The following is a 23193-nucleotide window of genomic DNA, read 5'->3' as shown; positions in this document are numbered from 1 at the left end:
GGGTTCAAAGGCGCTCGCCGGTATCGGCGGCAAAGAGCGAGACCTGTGTCGAATCGACCTGGAGCGTGAGGCTTTCACCGGGCGAAGCCTTGCGGCTGCCGGTGGTGCGGACCTGAAGGGAGCCCAGGCCGTCGCTGCACCAGATCACCGTGTCGGCTCCCATGGGCTCCACGATGTCGACCGTGAAACCTGGCCAGATGCCCGTGCCGGTGATCTCCAGGTGCTCGGGGCGCACGCCAAGGACAACCTCCTGACCTGCCGAAGGAGCGGTGGCGAACTGATAGCCGGACAGGGACAGGCGGCGGTCTCCCGCAAGGAAGCTGAGCCCCTCGCCGGTGTTCTCGATCCGGCCCATGATGAAGTTCATCTGCGGCGAGCCCACGAAGCCAGCCACGAACAGGTTGGCAGGGCGGTGATAGATCTCGTCGGGCGAGCCGATCTGCTGGATCTTCTGCTCCTTCATCACCACGATCCGGTCGGCGAGCGTCATGGCCTCGATCTGGTCGTGGGTGACGTAGACCATGGTGGTCTTGCCGAGCCTTGCGTGCAGCCGCTTGATCTCCACCCGCAGCTCGTTTCTCAGCTTGGCGTCGAGGTTGGAGAGGGGCTCGTCGAAGAGGAACACGGCGGCATCGCGAACCAGAGCGCGGCCGATGGCGACGCGTTGCCGCTGGCCGCCGGACAACTGGTCCGGGCGCCGGTCGAGGAGGGGGGTGATCTGCAGGAGCTCGGCTGCTCTGTTGACGCGTTTCTCGATCTCGGGCTTCGGCGTCTTGGCCATCTTGAGGCCGAAGGACATGTTCTCGCGAACGCTCATGCGCGGATACAGGGCGTAGGATTGGAACACCATGGCGATGCCGCGATCCTTGGGCTCCTCCCAGGTGACGTTCTTCCCGTTGATCCAGATCTGCCCATCCGCCACGTCGAGCAGGCCCGCGATGGCATTGAGAAGGGTGGACTTGCCGCAGCCTGACGGCCCGAGCAGGACGATGAACTCGCCCTCGTCGATATCGAGAGACAGGCCGTCGAAGACCTGGACGGCCTCGAAAGCAACGGTCACATCACGAACGGAAACGGTGGACATGCCTTACCCCTTCACAGCGCCGGCGGCGATGCCGCGGACGAACCAGCGTCCGGACACGAAATAAACGACGAGCGGTACGAGAGCCGCGAGCATGGTCGCCGCCATGTCCACGTTGTAGGCGCGCTCGCCCTGGGTCGAGTTGACGATATTGTTGAGCTGCACCGTCATGGGCAGGTTCTCGCGTCCCGCGAAAGTCAGCCCGAAGATGAAGTCGTTCCAGATGCCGGTGACCTGCAGGATGGTCGCGACCACCAGGATCGGCGTCGACATGGGCAGGATCACCCGGAGGAAGATGGTCCAGAAGCCTCCGCCATCGATGCGAGCCGCCTTGAACAGCTCGATGGGCAGACCCGCATAGTAATTGCGGAAGAGCAGGGTCATGGTCGGCAGGCCGAAGATGACATGCACCAGCACGATGCAGGTGAGCGAGTTGTAGATGCCTGTCAGAGAGAAGATGCGTACCAGGGGATAGAGAAAGACCTGGTAGGGGATGAAGGCCCCGAGCAGCAGGATGCCGAACATCACGTTGGCGCCCCTGACCCGCCAGAACGACAGCGCGTAGCCATTGATGGCGCCTGCGATGATCGAGAGAATCACCGAGGGGATCAGAATGCGCACCGAGTTCCAGAACCCGACGCTGATGCCGTTGCACTCGAGACCCGTGCAGGCGGACGACCAGGCCTTGGTCCAGGCCTCGAAGGTCATGGCGGCCGGCAGGGCCAGGATGTTGCCGAGCCGGATCTCCTCCATGGGCTTGAGCGAGGTCACCACCATGATCCAGAGCGGCAGCATGAAGAACAAGGCCGCCGTGATCAGGAAGGCGTAGATGCCGATGCGGCCGGCGGTGAGGTGGCGAGGGCGGCGCCCTTGCGGTTCCGCGGCGTTCATGCGTGCCTCCCTTGGGGACGGACGTAGCGGGTATAGACCCAGGGTGCCAGGACGCTCACCACGGTGATCAGCATGATGGTCGCGGCGGCCGTTCCGAGGCCGATGTTGTTGCGCTCGAACAGGTGATCCATAACGAACTTCGCCGGCACCTCGGTGGCAATGCCGGGACCGCCCAAGGTCATGGCGACGACGAGGTCGTAGAGCTTCACGACGCCCGTTGCGAGAAGGACCGTCGCGGTGACGACCATGGGTCGAAGCAGGGGCAGGACCACGGAGGTGTAGACGCGCCAGGTGGGAATGCCGTCGATCTTTGCGGCCTTCCAGAGGTCCTTGTCGATGCCGCGCAGGCCCGCCAGCATAATGGCCATGGTCAGGCCCGAGCCGTGCCACAGGCCCGCTATGACGATCGTGTAGATCGCCATCCTCTGGTTCACGAGCCAATCGAAGGTGAAACTCTCGAAGCCCATGTCGCGCACCAGTTTCTGCAGCCCGAGGCCCGGATTGAGAAACCATTGCCAGGCAACGCCGGTGACCACGAAGGACATGGCATAGGGATAAAGGAAGACGGTGCGAAAGAGGCCTTCGCCGCGCACGTTCTGTTCGATGAACACGGCGAGCAGAAAGCCGATGATAAGGCAGCCCGAGATGAACAGGGCGCCGAAGATCACGATGTTCTCCGCCGAGGTGACGAAGCGGTCGTTGGCGAAGAGGCGGGTGTACTGCGTAAACCCGAACCAGTCGAGCTTCGGCAGGAGGGTCGAGCTCGTGAACGAGAGCCGCACGGTCCAGAGCATGCAGCCGATATAGACGACGAGCACAACGAGCGCGGTCGGCAGAAGGGCAAAGGCTGCGGGCAGGCGTGTTCGCACGCTGCGCCGAACCTTCGCGCCGCTCGAAGGGACACTGGGAGCGCGGATCGAAATGGTATCCACCGGAAAGGCTCCATTGAGAGTGCTGGACCATCGGACCAAAAGTGGAGTTCACGCTTGGGATCGGTCCGATGCTCATTCTTCTATGAGCGCATCGTTTGGGGCGGGACCCGGAGGGCCACGTCAGTGAAAACCGGATCCGGTTTTCCGCACGATACGCCACAACTCAGTGATGGAGACCTCGCCCCGGCATCACCGGGGCGAGGTGGAGCTTTTTACGCTGCATCCCGCATGGCGTTGACGATCTTCTCGATGAACGAGTCGGCGGACATGTTCGGGTTGTTCCAGTACTGCGTGACCGCGTCCTGCATGGCGCCCGAGAAGTTCGGCGGGCTCAGGATTTCCATGCTTTCCACCTGGTTGGCCGGATCCTGCAGGATGCTGTGGGACTTCTGCGCGCAGGTGTCCATGGAGGACACATCGACGTCCATCCGTACCGGGATCGAGCCCTTCTTCTTGTTGAACTCGACCTGGGTGGTAGGATCGAGCAGGACCTGGATCAGCTTGTCCTGCGTGGCGAGCGCCGTCTTGTCCGTGGTCGCGGGGAACACGAAGACGTCGCCGCCGATCACGAGCTTGGGCTCTTGGCCGACCACGGTGCAGCCATATTCCTTGCCGGCGGTCTGGCCTGCGGCAATGAACTCGCCCTTGGCCCAGTCGCCGTTGAAGTGCATGGCCGCCTTGTTGGTGATCACGAGAGCCGTCGCGTCGTTCCAATTGCGCCCCGGGCTGCCTGGGTCGACGAGGCCGCGCATCTTGCCGAAGAGTTCCACCGTCTCCTTGAACTTGGGGCTCTTCACGACATCCGGCTTGCGGGTGCCGTAGAGCTGACGGAACATGTCGGCTCCGCCATGGCCGACGACCACGGCCCGGAAGAGGTTGTGCTCCCAATTGGGCTGGCCGCCGAGAGCGATGGGGATGATGCCCTTGGCCTTCAGCTTCTCGCCGCTGGCAACGAGTTCAGGGAAGGTCTTCGGAGGCTCAAGGCCGGCATCGGCGAAGATCTTCGTGTTGTAGAACATCCAGTTCTGGCCATGAATATTGACCGGAACAGCGTAGAACTTGCCTTCGCGCACGGTCGCGTCGACGATCGGCTTGGGCATGACCTGCCGCCATTTGCCGGCCTGGGCCTGCTGGTCGACGTCACGCACGAGATCGTTGCTGACCAGCTCGTCGAACTGCTTGCCGGTGTTGAACTGCATCATGGTCGGCGGATTGCCGCCCACCATGCGGTTGATGCCGGCTGTACGGGCATTGGCGCCGCCGGCGATGGCATTGTCCACCCAAGTGCCGCCAGCTTTGGTGAATTGATCCGCAAAGACCCTCACGGACGCGGACTCGCCGGCCGAGGTCCACCAATGGAGAACCTCCGCTTTCTGCTGAGCAAGGGCTCCGGAGCTCGAGATGAGGGCAACAGCAAGGATATACGCGGAAACGCGTGTCTTCAGGCGCATGGCTTCCTCCCAGAAGCGTTGTATCGATCTTTGTAATCGATTACATCTTGATGTATAGGTTGTAGTGGCTTTTTAGATTAGTCAAGACACAAGTTGAGGCAAGTTGTGCTCTGTGAGAGATGGTAACATATCTTGTAGGGCCGCAGAGGTAACCTGAATGAGTCGGAAAAGATGGCGCGCAGTGAAGGAGATACGCATCGCGGATGTGGCTCGACTTGCCGGCGTCTCCACAGCAACGGTCAGCCGCGTCCTGTCCGATCCCGATAAGGTCAGGCAGAAAACTCACGACCTCGTGATGGAAGCCGTCCGGCGCAGCGGCTACACGCCCAACAGCACGGCCCAGAAGCTGCGCACCCGCCGCACCATGAATGTGCTGGTGGTGGCGCCGAGGCTCACCAACCCGGTCTTCGCCGAAACTCTCCGGGGTGTGGACGACGAGCTGACCCAATCGGGGTATGGAATCATCATCGGCAACCTGGACAACCGCAGGGAGCGCGAGGCTCGATATGTCGACCTGGCGCTCTCCCGTCAGGTGGACGGGGTTCTTCTGCTGACCGGGTATATCCCGGAAAACGGCACCCGCAGCATGAGGGAATCCGGGCTTCCGATCGTGGCCATGTGCGCTGCCATCGACGACGACATGATCCCGAACGTGGTTGTCCAGGATCGCGAGGCTTCCCGCAGGGCCGTGGAATATCTGGCCCGGCTCGGCCACCGTAAATTCGGCTATATCTCGGGCACGCCTGGCTCGATCATCGAAAGCGAGCGCTTCGGCGGCTTCCTGGAGGGAATAGCTGCGGCCGGTTTGAGCCAGGACGAGATCGTGCGCTGGGAGGGACCTTTCGTCTTCTCGACCGGTGTTGCTGCTGCCGAATCATTTTTACAGATGACTGAGCGCCCCACGGGGATTTTCGCGGCTTGCGACGAGAGTGCCATCGGTTTCATCAAGCGCGTCCGGTCCGAGCGTGTTCGTGTTCCCCAGGACGTCTCCGTCATCGGCTTCGACGGCATCGAGCTTTCGGACTACACGGAGCCGACGCTCACCACCTTCCGCCAGCCTTTGCACGAGCTTGGGCGTGCCGGCGCCGACACCCTCATGAAGCTGATTCGCAAGGAGATGAAGCCCGGGGACTGGAATGTGCGGCTTCCCCTCGAGCTGCTCGAGCGCGACACGACGGGGCCCGTCTTGCACAAGGATTACAAGTCGCTGCGGCGGGCTACCATCTAGGCCCGGAGCAGCCTCGACACAGATCAACATTGGAGAAGAACACCATGCAGCCTGTCCGTTGGGGAATCATCAGCACTGCCAAGATCGGCAGGGTCAAAGTCGTTCCCGGGATGATCAAAAGCCCGCTCTGCGACGTTGTTGCGGTTGCGTCTCGCGACGAAGCGGCGGCTCGTGAGATGGCGGACGAGCTCGGGATCCAAAGGGCTTACGGCTCGTATGAAGCCTTGCTGGCCGATCCTGAGATCGAGGCAGTCTACAACCCGCTCCCCAATCATCTGCATGTGCCGATGACTTTGGCCGCGGCCGCTGCGGGCAAGCATGTTCTCTGCGAGAAGCCGATTGCCATCACGGCAGGCGAGGCGGAGCAGCTCAAGCAGGCCGCCTCGCAGGTGAAGATCGCGGAAGCCTTCATGGTCCGTCACCACCCGCAATGGCATCGTGCCAGGGAAATTATCCACAACGGAGACATCGGGGAACTGCGCTCCATTCAGGTGATCTTTTCGTATTTCAACGTCGATCCCGGCAACATCCGCAACAAGGCGGATATCGGCGGGGGAGGGCTCCTGGACATCGGGTGCTATGCCGTCGTGGCCGGACGCTACTTCTTCGACGCCGAGCCGCCACGCGTGGTTGCGCTCGTCGACCGGGACCCGGCTTTCGGGGTTGATCGCACCACAAGCGCCCTGATGGATTTCGGCGCAGGCCGCCAGCTGACCTTCACGGTTTCGACGCAGGCAGTGCCTTATCAGCGCATTCAGATCCTCGCGGCGAAGGGCCGGATCGAGGTCGAGATCCCCTTCAATGCTCCCCCGGACAAGCCGATGCGGATCTTCGTCGACGACGGCAGCCTGCTTGGCGATCTTTCTGCCCGAGCCATCGAGTTTCCAACCGTGGATCAGTACCAGCTTCAGGGCGAAGCATTCAGCCGGGCCATTCGTGATGCAGCCCCGCACGTCTACGGAATCGAAGATGCTCTGATGAACATGCGGATTCTGGATGCGCTGCGGCGGTCGGAAACCTCCGCCAGTTGGGAAGCTGTCAAGCCTGGCTGAGAGGGCTGAAGATGTCTGCTGTTCCGTTTACGCAGGGGCAAGCTTGCCTGCATGATGCGGAATGGTGTCAACGAATGCGGCCGGTATGCCGCTGCCTGCACGGCGATGCTTTCGGGCTAATCCACAGTGCTTACTGTTCCATGAGGATGACCTGCAAGCACCAACCGGGTGTGTTGACTTTGCGCAGTCACGATCGAAATCCTGCTTAAGTCTCCGCATCCGGGAGATCCGCCCCTTTTTGTCGGGCAGGCAACAATTGCGCACTTAAGAGAGCAATAGGCATTTAGCATGGACACACTTCCGGGACAGGCTCAATCATCCCTCAAATTCGGCACGAGCGGTTTGCGTGGTCTTGTTGTCGAGCTGAACGGAGTTCCGGCGTTTGCCTATACGCGCGCTTTTGCCGAGATGCTCAAGGAGGACGGCTCGGCGGCGGCAGCCGGGAACGTGGTGCTCGTCGGGCGCGACCTGCGGGAAAGCAGCCCCAGCATTGCCCAGCTCTGCTGCGCTGCTTTGCAGGAATCGGGGCTGATCCCGCTCGATTGCGGCGCTCTGCCCACCCCGGCGCTTGCCTATCACGGCATGCGCTTCGGCCTTCCGGCCATCATGGTCACCGGCAGCCACATCCCCGAGGATCGCAACGGCTTGAAGTTCTACCGGGCTCAGGGCGAGATCGACAAACAAGACGAGGCCGGCATCCTGTCCTGGCATGCCAGGCTGGCCATCGGCGCCGTGTCCGAGCACGCCAGAGCCGTCACGTCCGCAACACCGGACATCGACCTGATCGACGCCTACACGGCGCGCTACCGGGATTTCTTTGGGGCCGGCGCCTTATCGGGGCTCACGGTGGGCGTGTACCAGCATTCCTCCGTGGCCCGGGACGTGATCGTCCAGATGATCGAGGCCTTGGGCGCAAAGGCGGTGCCGCTCGGTCGCGCGACAAGCTTCATCCCCGTGGATACCGAGGCTCTGCGGGAGGAGGACGAGGTGCTAGCCCGGCAATGGGCCGGGGAGCAGCGGCTCGACGCCATCGTGTCCACTGACGGTGACGCGGACCGTCCTCTGATCTCCGATGCCGCCGGCTCCTTCCTGCGCGGCGATCTGGTCGGTGCCATCACGGCCAGGTATCTGGGAGCGGACGCCATCGTCACGCCTGTGACCTCAAACTCTGCCCTGGAGACCTCAGGCGCCTTCGAGCAGGTGATTCGCACCAGGGTCGGATCACCCTATGTCATCGAAGGCATGGCCGAGGCGGCTCGCTCCGGGGCGAGGGCGGTCGTGGGATTCGAGGCCAATGGCGGCGTTCTGCTGGGCTCTGAGATTGTCCGGGAGGGCCGCCGCCTCGCTGCTCTTCCAACCCGGGATGCGATGCTGCCTATCCTCTGTGCTCTCGGTGAGATCCTCTCACAGGCCAAGCCTTTGACCGAGGTGGCGGCGGCGTTCGGCTTTAAGGCCGCAGCCAGCAACCGCCTGCAGAACGTACCAACGGACAGGAGCGCCGCGTTCGTGGCCCGCTTGCAGGCAGATGAGGCTTTCCGCTCCGAGTTAATGGTCTCCCTTGGCGGTACAGCCGGGCACGACAGCCGCGATGGCCTGAGGATCATGGCTAAGAACGGAGAGGTCGTCCATTTCCGTCCATCAGGCAATGCGCCGGAACTGCGCGTCTATGTGGAGGCAATGACGCCGGAGAGGGCGGGCGATCTCCTGAATTGGGGGCTGGCTGAGGCTAAGCGGTGGATTTTCTGATGAGTGAACGCAATGCCAAATCGGGAGGTGAGGTGCGCACATTCGCCCTAATCGGATCCCGATAAGCTGAAGACTACCTCCTTGGCATCGCGGACGAACTCTCTCCGCTCAATCCGTTCTGCTCAAAGCTGATTGAGATGCCTGATGCAAAACATTATAACATTACATCTTGAGGTATCAAACGAATTGAAACTCTCCTGTGGCCTGGAAGCGATAATAAGCCTCGACGGAGCGCAAATGATTCATTGCCATTGGCGGCAAATTTTTTGGTGAGAACCACTGAACATCGAGACTCTCGTCATCGGCAACGTGTGCTGTGCCAGTATAGGAGCGTGTGTAGAAGAGCATTGCAAAGTACTGAGAGGTGTCACCATTTGGGAAGTGGATTGTTTCGTAGGTAGGGTTATCTGCAAAGCCATATGGGTGAACGTCTGATACATTAATGCCAGCTTCTTCGGCCGCCTCCCGTGCAATGAGTGCCTGCAGCCCTTCTCTCTCTTCAGCGTTGCCACCGGGTAAGCCCCAGGTGCCGAAATCACGCCGTTGTTGCAGCAAAATTTGCCCGTTCGAAGCCTCTACCAAGAGCCTTGCACTCGGAATTAGGACGAGACGACGGCCTACGAGTTGCCGCAGCTGACCAACATAGCTTGCTTCAAAATCTGTCATCTAGGTTCTCACTTTTGGCACAGCGCTCGTTGGATGCATCCGTCAGCACAGGATCAGCTGGTTAGCTTTGAAATACGGATCGAGGTGCGCAACCAGGATAGTCTTAAGAGCCTATTTCCTGTGATCTGCTTCTCCCATCTGGATACATACCCGCCTCGACGCAATGCTTATATGTTATCTCGTTACTAATGATCTTCACGGGATGCCGGTAACGGAGAGGCCTGCATGGCGGAAGAAGCGGACGATCATCTCGGGATGCCGTTTGAGGCGGCCGAACTCGCGCCGGGCGAGCCGATGCAGGTCGTCGACTGAGCCAGGCAGAGCGTTTGCCATGGCGCGCTTGACGAGCGCATTGCACTGCTCTTCCGGCTTCAACTCCGGGGCATAGGCTGGCAGATAGGCCACCGCATAGTCCTGCGCGTGCGAAGCGATGAAGTCCGTTGTCGCCGGTGAGCGGTGGGCGTTGAGCCGATCCCAGACCACCAGCAGCGGCGTGCCGATCTTACGACGGAAGAAGCGCAGGGCTTGGATGACACAGCGGCTCGAGATGCTCGTGCGGAAATGACGGGCATACAGCCGCCCGTCCGGCGTGATCGCCACGATGCTCGACACCTCACGTCGTTTGCTCACCCGCCGCAGCACTGGGGTAAGCCCGCGCCGTGCCCAGGTCGCGCCCGGCCGGATCCGGAAGCTGTGGCCGGTCTCATCCCAGAGGACCAGGGTGCGCTGCTCCCGGCGCGCCTTTTTTGAGCGCCACCCAGTCCTGCTTGGGCCAGACCGCGATCACCAGCTCATCGCGCTCCTTCGCTCTTGTGGCGGGACGCTGCACGCTGAAGCCGTGCGCCTTCAGTGGCCGCTCCAGGTAGCGCGGATGATAATGCACCCCGAACTCGCGCTCGATCAGAGCGGCGATGCGCTCGAGCGTCCAGCGTTCGGTGGCAAAGCCCGCCGCCACCGCACCCCGATCCAGCAGCCGGCCCAGCCGCGTCCAGGCCTTCTCATCGAGGCGGGGCGATGGTCCCGGGATGGGGCGCGCTTCCAGACCACGCGGGCCCTCCTGGGCCATGGTGGCGGCCCAGCGGCAGACACTGGCGCGGCTGACCCCCACACGCCGGGCAATGGCGGCTTGAGAGCTGTCCCTGGCGCAACAGCGTCGCGGCCACCAGGCGACGCTCCTCCATCTGCTCCGACGTCAGATGCGTCGGCCGCCAAACGTTGCCTTCCATCGCGCACCTCCTCACGATGACGGACACCGCCCTATGTTACACCTGTCGCGTGAAGATCAATAGTGCCAGTTAGCACTTGGAAATCTGAAGTCCGAGCGCAATGAATTGCTTCCGGGCGGAAGCGCACCAAAGAAGGATTTTTGATGGGGCGAGACTGCAACTCCCGCGTTAGAGCCCTGCTCGTCGATCCTGATGGACTTAGACCTAGGCCTCTCTGGTCCTACTGATCTCGCAGACGAGTCTGAGTTAAGGGCCCCTTCAGCCCTTCATGCCATATCCCAGGTAGCCCATATCAGCGGCAGGCAAGAAGTAAGATTGATTGGGACGCGTGGTTATGAATCATCTGACAGTAGCTGCCGCCGTGGTGGGGTGGGCTCTCTATGGGTTCTCCATCTTTGGCCCTCACTCCTCCAAGACGGATGCACAGGCTGAAATTACCCGCTTGTCCCAAGCCTCCGAGACAGCCAACGCCGGACGCGACGCTCTTGCTGCCGAACTGGAGCGGTTCAAGGACGCAAGCCAGGATCTACAGCACATCCAGAAGCAGATTGCTGCCGCCACCCAGGAACTGAAACACCTGGAGTATCTTCGTGGCCGCGTAAGTGGCGAGATCGACACTATGCGGCCTCGGCCTTCGAGGCCTTCATCTCAAACATCAGCCCCGGACGGGAAGACTGACCTGACCGAGGTCGGAAGCATCCTCTTATCCAAGGAAGAGATAAGCAATGCACAGCAGGCGCTTACAGGGCTGGGATATGGTCCTTTAGAAGCAGACGGAGTATTCGGCCCCGGGACACGCCGGGCCGTTGAAGCCTTCCAGCAAAGGCAAGAGTTGCCGGTCACCGGGCAGCTTGGAACCAACACCCTGAGAGCACTCAAGAACGGCCGAACGTCTGCGCAGCCGTAATCATCTGAACGGCACACACCGCATAGCCTGCTCTCGCGACATCAACCCCATCTCCGAACTCACCGATCAGCCCGTCAGCACCTAGTCTGAGGAATGGCGGAGCAAGACCGAAAATCAATCGTGGGGTGGTCGGGATCCGGGGCTCTCCGGCGGCTGACGCAATCGTGGAGACGACGCGGAAGCTGCAGGAAGCTAGAGAGGCGAACCGATAAAGCCGCCTCTACTCCGGGCGGGGGATCTGTGGCTCCAATGAGCCGGACCCAGCTTCTGGTCTCAACAAGGATAGCAAGCTATCCAGTGGCCCCGATCCGAGGTTGCCCCTACGATCGAACCTAAGCGCTGACCTTGGGGAAGCGCTTTCTTTTTGCCCGAAGGCCAGCGAGACGATAGCACCCCGCTATCCACAGCCGCACCATGCTACTTATTGGCGCTCGGCGGGTCGGATGCGGATGAGCAGGCCCAAGAACCCGCAACGGAAGCTGACAGTCGAGCCGGGTCTCGTTACCCAGCGGCGCTATGCCGTTAGTGGTTGCGAGTGGGCCTGGATCGCTCAGAACATCCTTCGTACGGATAGGCCTGCCGATAACACTTGCCACCTCTATATAGTCTGATCCTACAATAGAACGTCATCGCGATCACGCGCTAGGGCTGATCCGCAGGAGGCCGCCATGGCACGACGGACAGGGAGTCAAGGTTCAGACAGGCTGGTTGGGACCAGTTCCGCAGACACAATTTACGGGTACGATCCTAATGCCGGGAGCCCACACACCGTGGCAGTCACTGCGATCGTTGCCGGCCTGAATAATCCTCTGTATCTCACATCAACCCCAAGTGATCCAAGCCGCCTTTTCATTCTCGAGAAGGGAGGGCGGGTGAAGGTTTACGATACCGGCACCGGACAAACCATAGGTACCCCGTTCCTCGATGTGTCGTCTCAGATTGCAACGAGCGGTGAGCAGGGTCTTCTCGGGCTTGCCTTCGCTCCTGACTATGCAACGAGCCGGAAGTTCTACGTCTATCTCAGCACAACCGACCAAGACGTGGAGATCCGGGAGTACAAGGTATCTGCGTCCAATCCTCTGATTGCCGATCCCGCCAGCATGCGGCTCATCACCAAGATCGACTATCCCTCGTCGACCACGAACCATCGCGGCGGATGGATCGGCTTTGGCCCTGACGGGTACCTCTATGCCGCCACCGGTGACGGGGCTTTCAGGGCGAATGCCCAGAGCGTCGACAATCAACTCGGCAAGATCCTCCGGCTGAATGTGAATGCCGATGCTTTCCCTGCCGATCCCAACAGGAACTATGCCCTGCCAGCCGACAATCCATCCGCGATTACAGGGATTGAGGGCAGCGCGATCGGAACAGGCATCTATGCAGCTGGCCTGCGCAACCCTTGGCGCGTGAGCTTCGACCGAGCAACCGGTGAGATGTACATCGGTGATGTCGGCGAGGGCAGTTTCGAGGAGATCGATCTTGGGCGATCCGGGGCCAATTACGGTTGGAGCCTCACGGAAGGCCCATTCAATGCCGCATCTTTTCCGGCCTACACGAACCCAATCTATGCCTACGGGCGCGACATGGGCCAGGCAGTGACAGGCGGCTATGTTTATCGAGGCCCTGAGCGGGATTTCCAGGGAAACTATTTCTTCTCCGATTTTTCCAGCGGTGACATCTGGTCCCTGCAGCGCGTGTCCGGCTCATGGCGGTTCACAGACCTGACCGGGAGTGTCGCGGTTAGCGGCGGCCCGATTGGTCTTGTGTCGTCAATGGGTGAGGATGCAGCCGGCAACCTCTACATCGTTGACTACAGTGGTAAGATCTTCCGCTTGGACCTCAAGTCCGGCACCGGCCTCAATCCCGCAGACGATGCCGCAGATATTCTCAATGGAGGGCGGGGAAACGACACTATCTTCGGTGGTGGCGGGAACGATACCATCTATGGTGGAGATGGCAACGATCTTCTCCGCGGCGGGCCTGGCGCGGATCGCCTATTCGGCGGCAACGGCTTTGACTATGTCATCTACAGTGGCTCACTCGGACGAGTGGTCGTCGATCTCTCGAAAGCGGTTCAAGCAGGAGGAGACGCTTCTGGAGACCGCCTATCTGGCATCCAGGGCGTGACCGGCAGCGCGTTCAACGATGTGCTGAAGGGCTCCTCAAGCAGAAATGTTCTTCGCGCAGGGTATGGTGACGACAACGTTTCGGGCCGTGCTGGAAATGACACTCTCTATGGCGAAGCTGGGAAAGACATGCTTTTGGGCGGCAGCGGCAAGGACACGTTAAAAGGCGGAACTGGAGCCGATGTGTTTCAATGGCAATCGGTCAGGCACACGTCTCCCAACGCCGGCCAAGCAGACCTTGTGCTGGATTTTAGCCACCGTTCGCGGGATCGTCTTGATTTGGCTCGGATAGATGCCGACAGCCTGGCTGCAGGCAACCAGACCTTCGACTTCATTGGTCGGGACGCATTTAGCGGAGCAGGCCAAGTCCGGTATGAGACCGTTGGCTCGGAGGCGCGCGTCCTCATCAACACGGATAGTGATCTAGCGGCGGAAGGTCTCATCCGTCTAGCCAATGTCCAAACGTTGGCGGCAGTTGATCTTCTTTTGTGAGCTATCAAAGCTGCTGGTATGCCCTTCTAAAGCCCTTCCTTGCGGCGTTTGGGCCATGATTCTTGATGTTCAGATCATAGCCAGATTCAGCTTGCCGGCCGCGCTGAGCCCAAGAAGAAGCGCCGCGACATCGTGAGCTTGGATGAGTTCGCCCGCTTGGCCCATCCGCACCGCTTTAGCGCAGTCGACCAACTCAACGTCGATTGCCTCTGTCGGATCCGGCTTAGGTGCCGCCTCAGGTTTTACGTTCAGCGCCAAGACAACATGGAAGAGGTTGGTCCGGCTGGCTGCGCCAGCCGATAGCCTCCCCACGACGCGCAAGTCATCCGAGACATAGCCCGTCTCTTCCACCAGCTCCCGAGCCGCCGCGGCGATCGGATCAGGATCGCTGGCATCAATGATCCCGCCAGGGAGTTCCGTTGTTACAGCGCCGAGGCCATGCCGATACTGCCGAACAAGAACAACCTGATTGCCGGTCGTGATGGCCAGCACCAGCACCACGTCGGGATACTCAAGCACGTAGAAGGGAGAGACGTCGATGCCGTTTGCCGTGACGCAATCGTCGGCTCTGACACTGATCCAGCGATCTCTATGAATGTGGCGGGATCCTTTCACCCGCCAGGGGAGCAATTTGTTGTCCATAAGGCGATATAGCCAGAATGGGTGTGTAATCAAAGTCTGAGTGGCCGTATGGCACGCCGAAAAGCTTGGAGTATTGCAGTCATATACCTCTAAGGAGCTTGACTGAGATTGCTAGTAGATCGCATCGCCTTCTCTGCTAGAGGCCGTAATGGGCCTGCCGCTCGCGAAGTAGCGTAGCGGCTGTCCCTCAAAGTGATGGTGTTGGAAACGGGGTCCGAGGTGATCGGCCCCAAGAATCATGAGGGACAGCCATGGAGCAGTATGCCGGAATTGATGTCTCGTTGGAACTGAGCAGTGTCTGTGTGGTGGATGCCACGGGTAAAATCCGCCGCGAACTCAAAGTGCCGAGCGAGCCAGAGGCCCTGGTGCGGTTCGTCCAGCAGCTGGAGCCGGCTCCGGTCAGGACCGGCCTGAAGGCCGGGCCACTCTCCCAATGGCTATAGGCCGGTCTCCTCGATGGCGGCTTTGATGTCGTGCTGCTGGAGACGCGACATGTGAAAGCGGCCCTCTCGGCCATGCCAGTCAAAACGGATCGCAAGGACGCCCGTGGCATTGCTCAGATGGTGCGCATGGGCTGGTACCGGCCGGTGCATTGCAAAACCCTGGCGGCGCAGGAAATCCGTGCCCTCCTGACCGCTCGCAAGCAACTGCAGGCCAAGCTCCTCGACCTGGAGCTGTGTCTTCGCGGCATCCTGCGGGGTTTTGGGCTCAAGCTCGGCGTGGTGACCCGGTCCGGGTTTGAGGCGCGTGTGCGCGAACTCATCGACGGTCATCCGATGCTCGAGCAGGTGGCCGGGCCGATGCTCCAAGCCCGCGGTGCCCTGCGCACGCAATGCAATGTGCTGCATAAGCAGATGCTGGCCGCCGCGCGCCAGGGCACAGTCTGCCACCGGCTGATGACGGTGCCCGGGGTCGGCCCGCAGGTGGCCCTCACATTCAAGTCAGCGGTGAGCGATCCGGCTCGGTTCACCCGCTCCAAGGCCGTGGGGGCGCACTTCGGCCTGACACCCAAGAAGCATCAATCCGGTGGGACCGATGTGACAGGCAGCATCACGCGGGCAGGCGATGCCATGGTGCGCACGGCGCTCTACGAGGCCGCCAACGTGATGCTCAGTCATGCGACGCGGTTCTCGGTTCTCAAGCGCTGGGCCGTGGACGTGGCGCGGCGACGTGGCTTGCGGCGCGCCAAGGTGGCGCTGGCCCGCAAGTTAGCCACGGTCTTGCATCGCATCTGGGTGGACGGAACCACCTTTCGCTGGAGCAAGGAGGCCACGATGGCAGCCTGATCTGAGAAGCGCGTTCAGGGCGGGAACTCCCGTTCTTCTGAGGTCCCGTCGCCGGGACGAAGGAGCCAGCAAAGCCGCAACAGCCCTTGTGACAGAGGTCCTGCCTCATCACGCGCAGCTAGATTGGCTCACCGGATCCTCTCTGATGGCATGGTGTGGCGGCCCGATGCCAACCACGGACAGAAGCATGAGCCTGGCGACGCGACGATCACTCAGGGGATTGACACTCAACGGCCCATTACAGAAGGGCTGTTGCGTTCGCGCGAGACAATGGGCTGGAAGCGAGTGTATGCGGCTCGGACTATTTCTGAAACGGTTGCAACCGCAAACAGCATACAGAGAACAGCCAAGGGTAGAAATAGCAGTGTCACCGTAACGAAGGAGTGAATAATGGAATGTCCGAAGCCAAGGATGTACCAGCTCATAGGAGCCAGAATGCTTAGAATAGCAACGATGCCGGTTCTTGGCAGCCATTCTAGCGAGGCGTTCGTCCTCCGCAAGAGGAAGGCGACCGGCAGCAGAATAATTGCTATCAGAAGTCCGTAAACAAACGGCACCCCCCCACCAAAGGGTAGAACGTAGTAGTAAGGAGCTGGATTGTTGACTGTGCCAATCATAGTCGTTGTGAAGTATGAGAGAATAATTGTTGCTCCAGATTTCCAATATCCATTGGCGATGGTGTCTAGGAATGCTGAGACAGCGCCCTCATCAAACCCGAAACTGGCTACGAGAGCCTGCTTGATTTGTTGGATCCGTCCCGGAACTATGTCCTGTAACACTAGCGCTTGGTAGGCTTCTCCTACGCTGCGAGCTCTGCCTTGCTGTGATAGATAGAGAACTGGATTGATGTCGCTCACGAAATAGACTTGGATCAAGTGTGTTGCCATCGCGAGAGCGAAGCCGCCGACGAGAGCAGCGCTCATTAACATAATTGCCCGGATTACGCGCCAGGAGAACCACTCGCGCGTAGGTTCACGCAAGAGCACAAAGAATATTGGTGCCAAGGCTATCGTGCTGACGAACTCGTAGCCACAGAGAAACTTGACGTAGGAGGCGAGAAGTAGAGCCCAAGGAAGAATCCGTCCCTTCTTTGACATGCCCGAGGGATCGTACAGAGCTGCTACGAGGAACATGGGCAGCAGGGCTAACGCACCAAGCCAGTAGATATCATTAGCGTACTGGATCAGGCGGGGGGACAACGAAAGGAGAACAGCGGATATCAAAACCGGTATCGTTCCGAACACTGGTCGGAGATGTAACAATAGTCCTGCTAGTAGTACACAGAACATGAATCCGGCTCCTCTCTGCAGTGAAATTGTGAGTCGATCCGGCTCTAGAGGGAGAGCAGAGTAGAGAAATTGGTAAATTCTGCCATGCAAGCCAAATTGAGAGAGGTAAAATTGTCCCCGTTCATCGACAAGTGGATAGAGGAAGCCGTACTGCTTATCTAGAATCGTAGGTCTAATGAACGTCGCGAGCGAGTACGAGTCGAGCGGAATATAATGTGTCACAACGTGTAGATTGTTGAACATGAACGAAAAGCAGAAAATGCCGAGCATAACAGCGAAGATCAGCCGACTTTCCGTTTTGTCCTTGAATTTCAAGTTCGTATGCATTGTCCCCGCCCGAAACAAGGAGCGCTTGGCAGCGTGAATAAATGAGCAATGGTGCCTACAACTGTCTAAGGGATCTGGCAATATAAAAGGATTTGGATAACAGAATTGAGTTTCCGCGGCTGTTTGGATTAAATTGTGCTTGGCTCATCAACTGCTACAGCGGGTCATCTATACGAGAGTAGTGAGGCATCCATCGTAGTTCATTGAACTAAGCATCAATGACGCTCTAAGCTTCGGTCATTGGAGCCAATACGTCCTCCCTGATGAGGTGCTGGCAACGTCTAAAGCATCGGACGTGACGAGTAACCCGATTTTCGAGAACCCATCCGATGCTCCATGTTTGACGAGCCGATTGTTCGAAGCGGCTCTTCTGCTCCGTGTGGAGCGCTAGAGCAATTTTCTGTTTGGTAGTTTGCCTAGTCTCCTGGACCTGCCGCCTCTCCTGCTGGCAAAGCAGATCCACTTCACTGAAAATTTCTACAAGGTCTTCAGCAGCTTCCAAAGCTGGCTGAAACTGAAATTCGATCGATCTATGGCTAAGGATTGAAGGTTCCTCGAACGGCCTCGAACAGTTCACCAAACATTGCGAAGCGCCCTCTAAATCCAGCAATTTTTGTCGGAGTCTTGCCGCTTCGAGGATAGCGACGGCTTACGGGGACCTCGCAGGCCTTATAGCCGAGTTGTGGGATCCGAACCGATAGGTAGAAGAGCAAATTGTAGTTCAGAAAAACATCACGAAAAGGCGCGACGCGCGGGTCCAAAAGAGCTTTCGCCGAGTACCCCCGAAAGCCGTTCGTCGTGTCTGTAAATCGGAAGCGGGCTCCGAGACTTATAAGGGGGGCGTGAATGAACTTACCGGCAATCCACCGGTCAAAGGGCGTATTCACTGCTTCGCCCCCAGGTTTGTAGCGGGACCCCTGAATGATGTCGTACCCATCATCGAGTGCGGTAATAAAGCGCGAGATGGCTTCCACTCCATCCTTGCCATTGCCATCCACTGTAATGATGCCCTCGTAACCTCTCGCTAGGGCCCAAGCGTACGCCATACGCAGTTGAGCGCTGAGACGCCCGGAGCCGCGTTTAATCAGAAGCGCGTTCACATCGACATCTCGCAGGAAGGCGGTGTCAACAGATCCATCGGTAGAGCCGCCATCCGCAACGACAACATCTACCGGAAGGCGTAGGTCCTGAATCGCCCGTAGCTGATTGCGTATCCTTTCTCCCTCATTGATCACTGGGATCACCAATGCATAGCGCTTGGATCGAGGTCGAAGCTCGATCTGCTCGTGATTGGGGACGGCCCAATCTGACGGAGTCGGGGTTGGCTGTCGTTCTGTCATTCGGTACCGCTTACATCATAGTAGAGCGATTTGACCAGGGTGTAGGCTTGCTGTATCGCGCCCCGCCAATCGTCCACCGCTCTCATCTCAATGGAAAGCCAGTGCGGGTAGTTTGAAGTCTTCACAGCGCTCGCCAACGGAGTATGGTCGACACCACTCGTCCCGAGAGGCGCGAGATTGGGCTCGCTAACATGGAAATGTCTGATTTGGCATTCCGTTCGTCGGATTATGTCAGGATCTTCGCCATTAATGAACATCGTGCCTGTATCGAGCTGCATGGCGACGCCAGGTACTGCCACCCGCTCCACCAGAGAATAGGCTTCTTCAGTCCGAGTCACGAAGCGACACTTGTAAAGTGGTGGGTTAGCTTCGAAGCATAAGGTAATGTTTCGGTTGGCAAAATCTGGAGCGATCACGCGCAGGAATGTCTCAGCTATCTCAGACGCTTCATCCAACGGTATTGAACCGGGGTCACGCAGAATCGGGGAGCCGAAGACACAAGCTCTAGCTCCGAGAGCGTCAGCGATCTCAGCCACGCGGCGCAAATGGGCGGCCATGCGATCTCGTGATGAGGGGCTCTCGAAGAGGTGTGCGCCCTCGACTCCGAATAAGATAGCCTGGAGTGCACTCGCGGCAAGCCCTGCATCCTGAAGTCTCCGACGGTAGGCCTGCACGGTGTCCAGAGAGACCGCATGCAGATCGCCAAAGATCTTTCTTGGTGCAACCTCTACTCCGTCGAAGCCCAGTTTCGCGACCAGTTCAAGCGCTTGGGCATCTTGATCGGCAGGCCAGGCTATATTGGATATCGACAATTGTCGCGTCGACCGTTGTCCATCATCCATCTGCGGACCTCCTCGAAATTATGTTGTGTGCCTGTCGCGTACTGCGGTGACATAACTCTTGAGGGCAGCCATGACTTCTTTGGAATTCATGATGAAGCCGTTCCGCCCGCCAAACAATTCCGCATACTTCGTGCGCAGGTCATAGGTTGGCGCAGGTTGGACGACAGGACCGACGGGCGCATCAGGAAAGAGTTCCTCCACAATTTCGCGCATCGTGAACGGCTCGGTAAACAGGTTCACCAGCTTGAGGTTGGCAGCCAGCGCACGATCGATGTCGCTGCTCAAGCGCCCGACGGGGTACCACTGAAAGATACCGGCAGGATTGATCTTCTCGACGCCATTGTCGTTGAGAAGATCGTAGAGTGCATTCTTCTTCAACCCCAAACCAAAGAGGGCAGGAAGCCGCACGATCATGTGATCGGCGAACCTCTCTTTGACCCATGTCTCGATCGCCAAACGGTGGCGGCCGTACGCATGGTTAGGATGATTCTCGATTGTGGCATCCTCGTCGAGACGTTGGCTCGGATCCGGATAGACGTCGATCGTGGAGATCAGAATGAAGCGTCTGGCCCTTGTTTGGCGCAGAACGTCCAGCAGCGACTGGATGCTCGACCAATCGCGTTCAGGCTCTTTGTTGGCAAGCCATTTTGTAGCCGAGATCCCGGAGCATACGATTTCGTCGAATGCTTCGCCGGCCATGCTCTCGAAGTTGGAGGAGTTGTAGAAATCGGTGTACTCCCCGGTAGAGCTCAGGTTCGACCCAACAAAACCTGTGTGACCAATCAGAGCGCGGCGGGTCATCGGGTATGCTCCGACTTTGAAGTGACGGGTGTTGCCTCTGGGGGAGCGCCCAGCTGGAATGAGCCTGCTGAGTCGATGACGTTTAGCCGGTCTGACTGGCGTCGTAGAGGCGAACGAAGTTCGCGTACCACAGTTATTCTCCTCCGCGGCGCAATGCTCCGGTACACTTTTAAGACGTACTCGGCAATCAGGGCAAACATGACCGAGAACAGAAGCATCATCATCGAGATCTGTAAGGATAGGGTCGTCCAGCCGGGAGCGACGTTCTCCTTCAACATATAAGTGAGAACGGCGTAAAGGCTGCTGATGACCGCCACGCCGCCTGTGAGTACAGCGGTGCCAATGACAGCCCGCAACGGCATTGCGCTGGCGTTGAGAAGGCCACGAAGTGCCTTGCGCAACGCATAGGAGGGACTGGGCAGTTCCAAGTCGGCGAGCGGCAAGCCTGTGACCGTTTCACGAGTTCCAGGGAACGTCCCTGAAAAGTTCAGCGAGCGCAGCGCAAACTCTCCATCCAGAAGGCTGGCAAGGTGACGCGCAGCCGCTCGGCTGTAAACCCGAATCCGGGGAGCTGGCCAGTCAATCGACGAGCCACTGAAAATCTCGTAGAGGCGGAAATAGAGCCGGGCAGTGCGTCGGTATACTGCTGGGATATCTCCGGGCTCACGCGCGCCCGCAAAAACAACCTCGTAGGGACCAGCCCTCTCCAAAACCTGTAGTAGGCTTGTCACCTCCGCCTCTGTTGGCGTCAGGACGACGAGCCAGTCACCAAGAGCATGATCTATTCCAGCAAGGACCGCAGTCTCACGGTCGACACGTTGAGCCAGGAAATGGACTGTCACATTGGGAACTGCCTCGGTGATCTCCCGCAGCTTCTGCGCTATCTCGGACGTGACGTCATTGGCGATCACGACGATTTCATGGTCCACAGCCACTTGGGCTAAGACTGTCTCAAGTGATTGAAATACCGCCTGTGACGGCATCCGACTTTCGATCACTGCGATCGCAGTGATCGCGTCGAATTTCTGGTCGGAAGTCATTGGAGGGGCCATAGCTTCTGCTTTACGTACTCGTGTACGTCATAGATGTTGTCAATCTTTGAGCCGAGCACGGAGTAGATCCTCTCTGAGTCCTCAGATTGCTCAAACACGATAGGACGGCTGTCGCTATCCTCGCTTCTGATCAGGATCGCTTTCAACTCATAAAGCGAGCGAAGATAGGTGCTGTCGCTCATACAAGGCATATAGCGCATCGCATCTCGCATCATGGCTTCTGACCGGGAGCCTTCAAAGCGGAGTGCATCGTCACCGGGTTTCGACCAAGACATATGCGGGGTGTAGCGTACGTGTGTGAGAGAGTAGCATGATAGTGCAGGGAAAGGCATGGAGGAGAAGAAGGGACCGTCCATAACCGTGACCGCGCGTCCCTTCATTTGCCGGGGCGGCTGAACCAATGCAATTTCCGCGAGTTCCTTCTTGATTCTGTTGCGAGTACGTATCCCGAGACTGTCGAGATATGCGTAGGTGCAGTTGAACACGTACTGTGCACGAACTGGTCCCTCGCTTGTTTCCACCAGGACGGACGAGGCATTCCAGGATGATATACGCCCGGATACGCCAAGGCGGCAGTCGATCCCTGCTGCATTGAGACGTACGGCCAAATCTCGGGCCAGGGCAGTGCTGTCAAAGGCGATTTCATTCACGCTGAAGCATGTCTCGATGAGAGCTGGGTCAAACAACTCGACCATTGCTTGCTTGTCTTCCCGGCACGGAGCGCCAATCTCGCTGCAGAAGCGGGCGAACTGTGAACCTGTGACGCGGGAGTTCCGAGCAATGCCGTAGACCATCTGGACATTTGGTACGATTGCGAAAGAGTGCTCTTCAACAAAGCGGCTGAAGTTGCGCCTAGAGCTCATGCCGGTGGGTAGTGATCGTGGGTAATGGTAACCGTTATGAACGCGGGCTTGGTTCACATAAGATGCTCGCCGCATCAGGCCGTTCTCACGTTCGATCAGGCGTACCCGGTTGAAGCCGAGTTCCTTCAGGGCCAATGCAATGTGACAGCCGTAGAAGCCGCCGCCGACGATGAGGGCACCGACTTCATTCACTGCCGTTTCCCGCGATATGTAAAAATGGAGTGGCCTATGAAATTGATTACAGGGACAACCACGAAAACTGTGAGAGCGATAAAGAAGTAATGCACACCTACTTCATTAAGTCCGTAGGCAATTGCCTGATTAACGACAAGCCCAGCGACCACGACCGAAAGGAAACGAGCGAGAGTGCCTCCATTCACCTTGGATCGAAACGTGAACAGCGTATTGCCCAGATAAGAAATCGCCGTACCCATACAGAAGGCAAAAAAGGCGGAGATGGTGATGGATAATCCTAACCAACCCCTCCCTGCGCTCATTACCGCGAGATAAGCGATGCTCGATACCGCCCCGACAGCAAGGAAAGCGAGCATTCGAGACGCAGTCTCGCGTGAACTACTTGTGGTTGCGTCGAGGTTCGGCAACATTGGTTCCTTATGATTTCGGCGGCGAGACTTTTAGAGCTTTTTATGCGGGTTTCAAGAGGGTGGTTAAGGGCCGCTCACTCAAGGAACAGATGGAGTCCGCTTTAAGAATGCCTCGTCGCAACGGCGTTTGATGAGGCCGTGTGAACAGTTCATCAACTAGCAGATACGTCTAGCTGCCTAGTTGGATGGCAACCTGTCGCAGTCCGAATAGGGGCCTTAGTCCTGTGATTGTCGGTGGCCTGGATATGGTGTTATTGGTTTTATAAACCGAAGCATATTATAAGCGACCTTCGTATGATAGATGGGTTTCTCTAAAATTTTGCTTATCTTCTACTTAAATTGAAGGAC

Annotated in this window: 20 protein-coding genes and 1 pseudogene; 6 read left to right on the top strand and 15 right to left on the bottom strand. The window is 58.6% G+C overall.

Annotated features, from left to right (window positions below; translation table 11 throughout):
- Positions 1 to 4: 4 nt before the first annotated feature.
- The 4 genes from JKG68_RS13995 to JKG68_RS13980 form a co-directional block, all read right to left on the bottom strand.
- The gene (locus tag JKG68_RS13995) at positions 5 to 1084 is read right to left on the bottom strand and encodes an ABC transporter ATP-binding protein (protein ID WP_202060420.1); all 1080 of its coding nucleotides are present in this window, start codon (positions 1082 to 1084) and stop codon (positions 5 to 7) included.
- Between the two features lie 3 nt (positions 1085 to 1087).
- Entirely contained in the window at positions 1088 to 1972 is an 885-nt protein-coding gene (locus tag JKG68_RS13990) for a carbohydrate ABC transporter permease (protein ID WP_202060418.1), read from the bottom strand.
- Positions 1969 to 2904, bottom strand: coding sequence for a carbohydrate ABC transporter permease (locus JKG68_RS13985; RefSeq protein ID WP_202060416.1), 936 nt, complete (start codon positions 2902 to 2904; stop codon positions 1969 to 1971). Before JKG68_RS13985 ends, JKG68_RS13990 begins: the two co-directional genes overlap by 4 nt.
- Before the next feature lie 212 nt (positions 2905 to 3116).
- On the bottom strand, positions 3117 to 4355 hold the full coding sequence (locus tag JKG68_RS13980) for an ABC transporter substrate-binding protein (protein ID WP_202060414.1): 1239 nt from the start codon (positions 4353 to 4355) through the stop codon (positions 3117 to 3119).
- A 181-nt stretch (positions 4356 to 4536) separates the two neighbouring features.
- Here JKG68_RS13980 and JKG68_RS13975 point away from each other — a divergent pair, with 181 nt between their 5' ends.
- The 3 genes from JKG68_RS13975 to JKG68_RS13965 all read left to right on the top strand — a co-directional run bounded on the left by JKG68_RS13975 (position 4537) and on the right by JKG68_RS13965 (position 8381).
- Positions 4537 to 5583 (top strand): LacI family DNA-binding transcriptional regulator, encoded by a 1047-nt coding sequence (locus tag JKG68_RS13975; protein ID WP_202060412.1) that lies wholly within the window; start codon positions 4537 to 4539, stop codon positions 5581 to 5583.
- Positions 5584 to 5627: 44 nt separating this feature from the next.
- Entirely contained in the window at positions 5628 to 6635 is a 1008-nt protein-coding gene (locus JKG68_RS13970) for a Gfo/Idh/MocA family protein (protein ID WP_202060410.1), read from the top strand.
- A 288-nt stretch (positions 6636 to 6923) separates the two neighbouring features.
- Positions 6924 to 8381, top strand: a complete 1458-nt coding sequence (locus JKG68_RS13965; protein ID WP_202060408.1) for a phosphomannomutase — start codon at positions 6924 to 6926, stop codon at positions 8379 to 8381.
- A 177-nt stretch (positions 8382 to 8558) separates the two neighbouring features.
- Here JKG68_RS13965 and JKG68_RS13960 read toward each other — a convergent pair whose 3' ends face one another.
- From JKG68_RS13960 to JKG68_RS13950, 3 genes are all read right to left on the bottom strand, one after another.
- Positions 8559 to 9047, bottom strand: a complete 489-nt coding sequence (locus JKG68_RS13960) for an NUDIX domain-containing protein (RefSeq protein WP_202060406.1) — start codon at positions 9045 to 9047, stop codon at positions 8559 to 8561.
- 195 nt (positions 9048 to 9242) lie between these two features.
- Positions 9243 to 9731, bottom strand: coding sequence for a transposase (locus tag JKG68_RS13955; protein ID WP_312890800.1), 489 nt, complete (start codon positions 9729 to 9731; stop codon positions 9243 to 9245).
- A 19-nt stretch (positions 9732 to 9750) separates the two neighbouring features.
- Positions 9751 to 10155 carry a winged helix-turn-helix domain-containing protein gene (locus tag JKG68_RS13950; RefSeq protein WP_512699482.1) on the bottom strand — a complete coding sequence of 135 codons (405 nt, stop codon included), beginning with the start codon at positions 10153 to 10155 and terminating at the stop codon, positions 9751 to 9753.
- Between the two features lie 452 nt (positions 10156 to 10607).
- Here JKG68_RS13950 and JKG68_RS13945 point away from each other — a divergent pair, with 452 nt between their 5' ends.
- Both JKG68_RS13945 and JKG68_RS13940 read left to right on the top strand, forming a co-directional pair.
- Positions 10608 to 11180: a peptidoglycan-binding domain-containing protein gene (locus tag JKG68_RS13945; RefSeq protein WP_202060402.1), complete on the top strand. Its 573-nt coding sequence runs from the start codon at positions 10608 to 10610 to the stop codon at positions 11178 to 11180.
- Positions 11181 to 11848: 668 nt separating this feature from the next.
- Positions 11849 to 13798 (top strand): PQQ-dependent sugar dehydrogenase, encoded by a 1950-nt coding sequence (locus JKG68_RS13940; protein WP_202060400.1) that lies wholly within the window; start codon positions 11849 to 11851, stop codon positions 13796 to 13798.
- 69 nt (positions 13799 to 13867) lie between these two features.
- Here JKG68_RS13940 and JKG68_RS13935 read toward each other — a convergent pair whose 3' ends face one another.
- Positions 13868 to 14440 (bottom strand): NUDIX hydrolase, encoded by a 573-nt coding sequence (locus tag JKG68_RS13935; RefSeq protein ID WP_202060398.1) that lies wholly within the window; start codon positions 14438 to 14440, stop codon positions 13868 to 13870.
- A 251-nt stretch (positions 14441 to 14691) separates the two neighbouring features.
- Between JKG68_RS13935 and JKG68_RS13930 the strand changes: the two are divergent.
- Positions 14692 to 15726, top strand: a pseudogene (locus JKG68_RS13930) (IS110 family RNA-guided transposase).
- 227 nt (positions 15727 to 15953) lie between these two features.
- Here JKG68_RS13930 and JKG68_RS13925 read toward each other — a convergent pair.
- The 7 genes from JKG68_RS13925 to JKG68_RS13895 all read right to left on the bottom strand — a co-directional run bounded on the left by JKG68_RS13925 (position 15954) and on the right by JKG68_RS13895 (position 22791).
- Positions 15954 to 17330 (bottom strand): hypothetical protein, encoded by a 1377-nt coding sequence (locus JKG68_RS13925; RefSeq protein ID WP_202060396.1) that lies wholly within the window; start codon positions 17328 to 17330, stop codon positions 15954 to 15956.
- A gap of 548 nt (positions 17331 to 17878) precedes the next feature.
- On the bottom strand, positions 17879 to 18682 hold the full coding sequence (locus tag JKG68_RS13920; protein ID WP_202060394.1) for a glycosyltransferase family 2 protein: 804 nt from the start codon (positions 18680 to 18682) through the stop codon (positions 17879 to 17881).
- Positions 18679 to 19524, bottom strand: coding sequence for a sugar phosphate isomerase/epimerase family protein (locus JKG68_RS13915; RefSeq protein WP_202060393.1), 846 nt, complete (start codon positions 19522 to 19524; stop codon positions 18679 to 18681). Before JKG68_RS13915 ends, JKG68_RS13920 begins: the two co-directional genes overlap by 4 nt.
- Before the next feature lie 18 nt (positions 19525 to 19542).
- The gene (locus JKG68_RS13910) at positions 19543 to 20325 is read right to left on the bottom strand and encodes an NAD-dependent epimerase/dehydratase family protein (RefSeq protein WP_202060391.1); all 783 of its coding nucleotides are present in this window, start codon (positions 20323 to 20325) and stop codon (positions 19543 to 19545) included.
- Positions 20322 to 21365, bottom strand: a complete 1044-nt coding sequence (locus JKG68_RS13905) for a glycosyltransferase family 2 protein (protein WP_202060389.1) — start codon at positions 21363 to 21365, stop codon at positions 20322 to 20324. The genes JKG68_RS13910 and JKG68_RS13905 overlap by 4 nt, the downstream gene beginning before the upstream one ends.
- Complete coding sequence (locus JKG68_RS13900; protein ID WP_202060387.1) at positions 21362 to 22432, bottom strand: FAD-dependent oxidoreductase; 1071 nt, start codon at positions 22430 to 22432, stop codon at positions 21362 to 21364. The genes JKG68_RS13905 and JKG68_RS13900 overlap by 4 nt, the downstream gene beginning before the upstream one ends.
- Complete coding sequence (locus tag JKG68_RS13895) at positions 22429 to 22791, bottom strand: GtrA family protein (protein ID WP_202060385.1); 363 nt, start codon at positions 22789 to 22791, stop codon at positions 22429 to 22431. Before JKG68_RS13895 ends, JKG68_RS13900 begins: the two co-directional genes overlap by 4 nt.
- Positions 22792 to 23193 lie beyond the last annotated feature (402 nt).

The sequence above is a fragment of the Microvirga aerilata genome, from assembly GCF_016743775.1.
GTDB lineage: Bacteria > Pseudomonadota > Alphaproteobacteria > Rhizobiales > Beijerinckiaceae > Microvirga > Microvirga aerilata.
The sequence above is the reverse complement of the archived record's forward strand: the minus strand, read 5'-3'. Positions and strand labels throughout refer to the sequence as shown.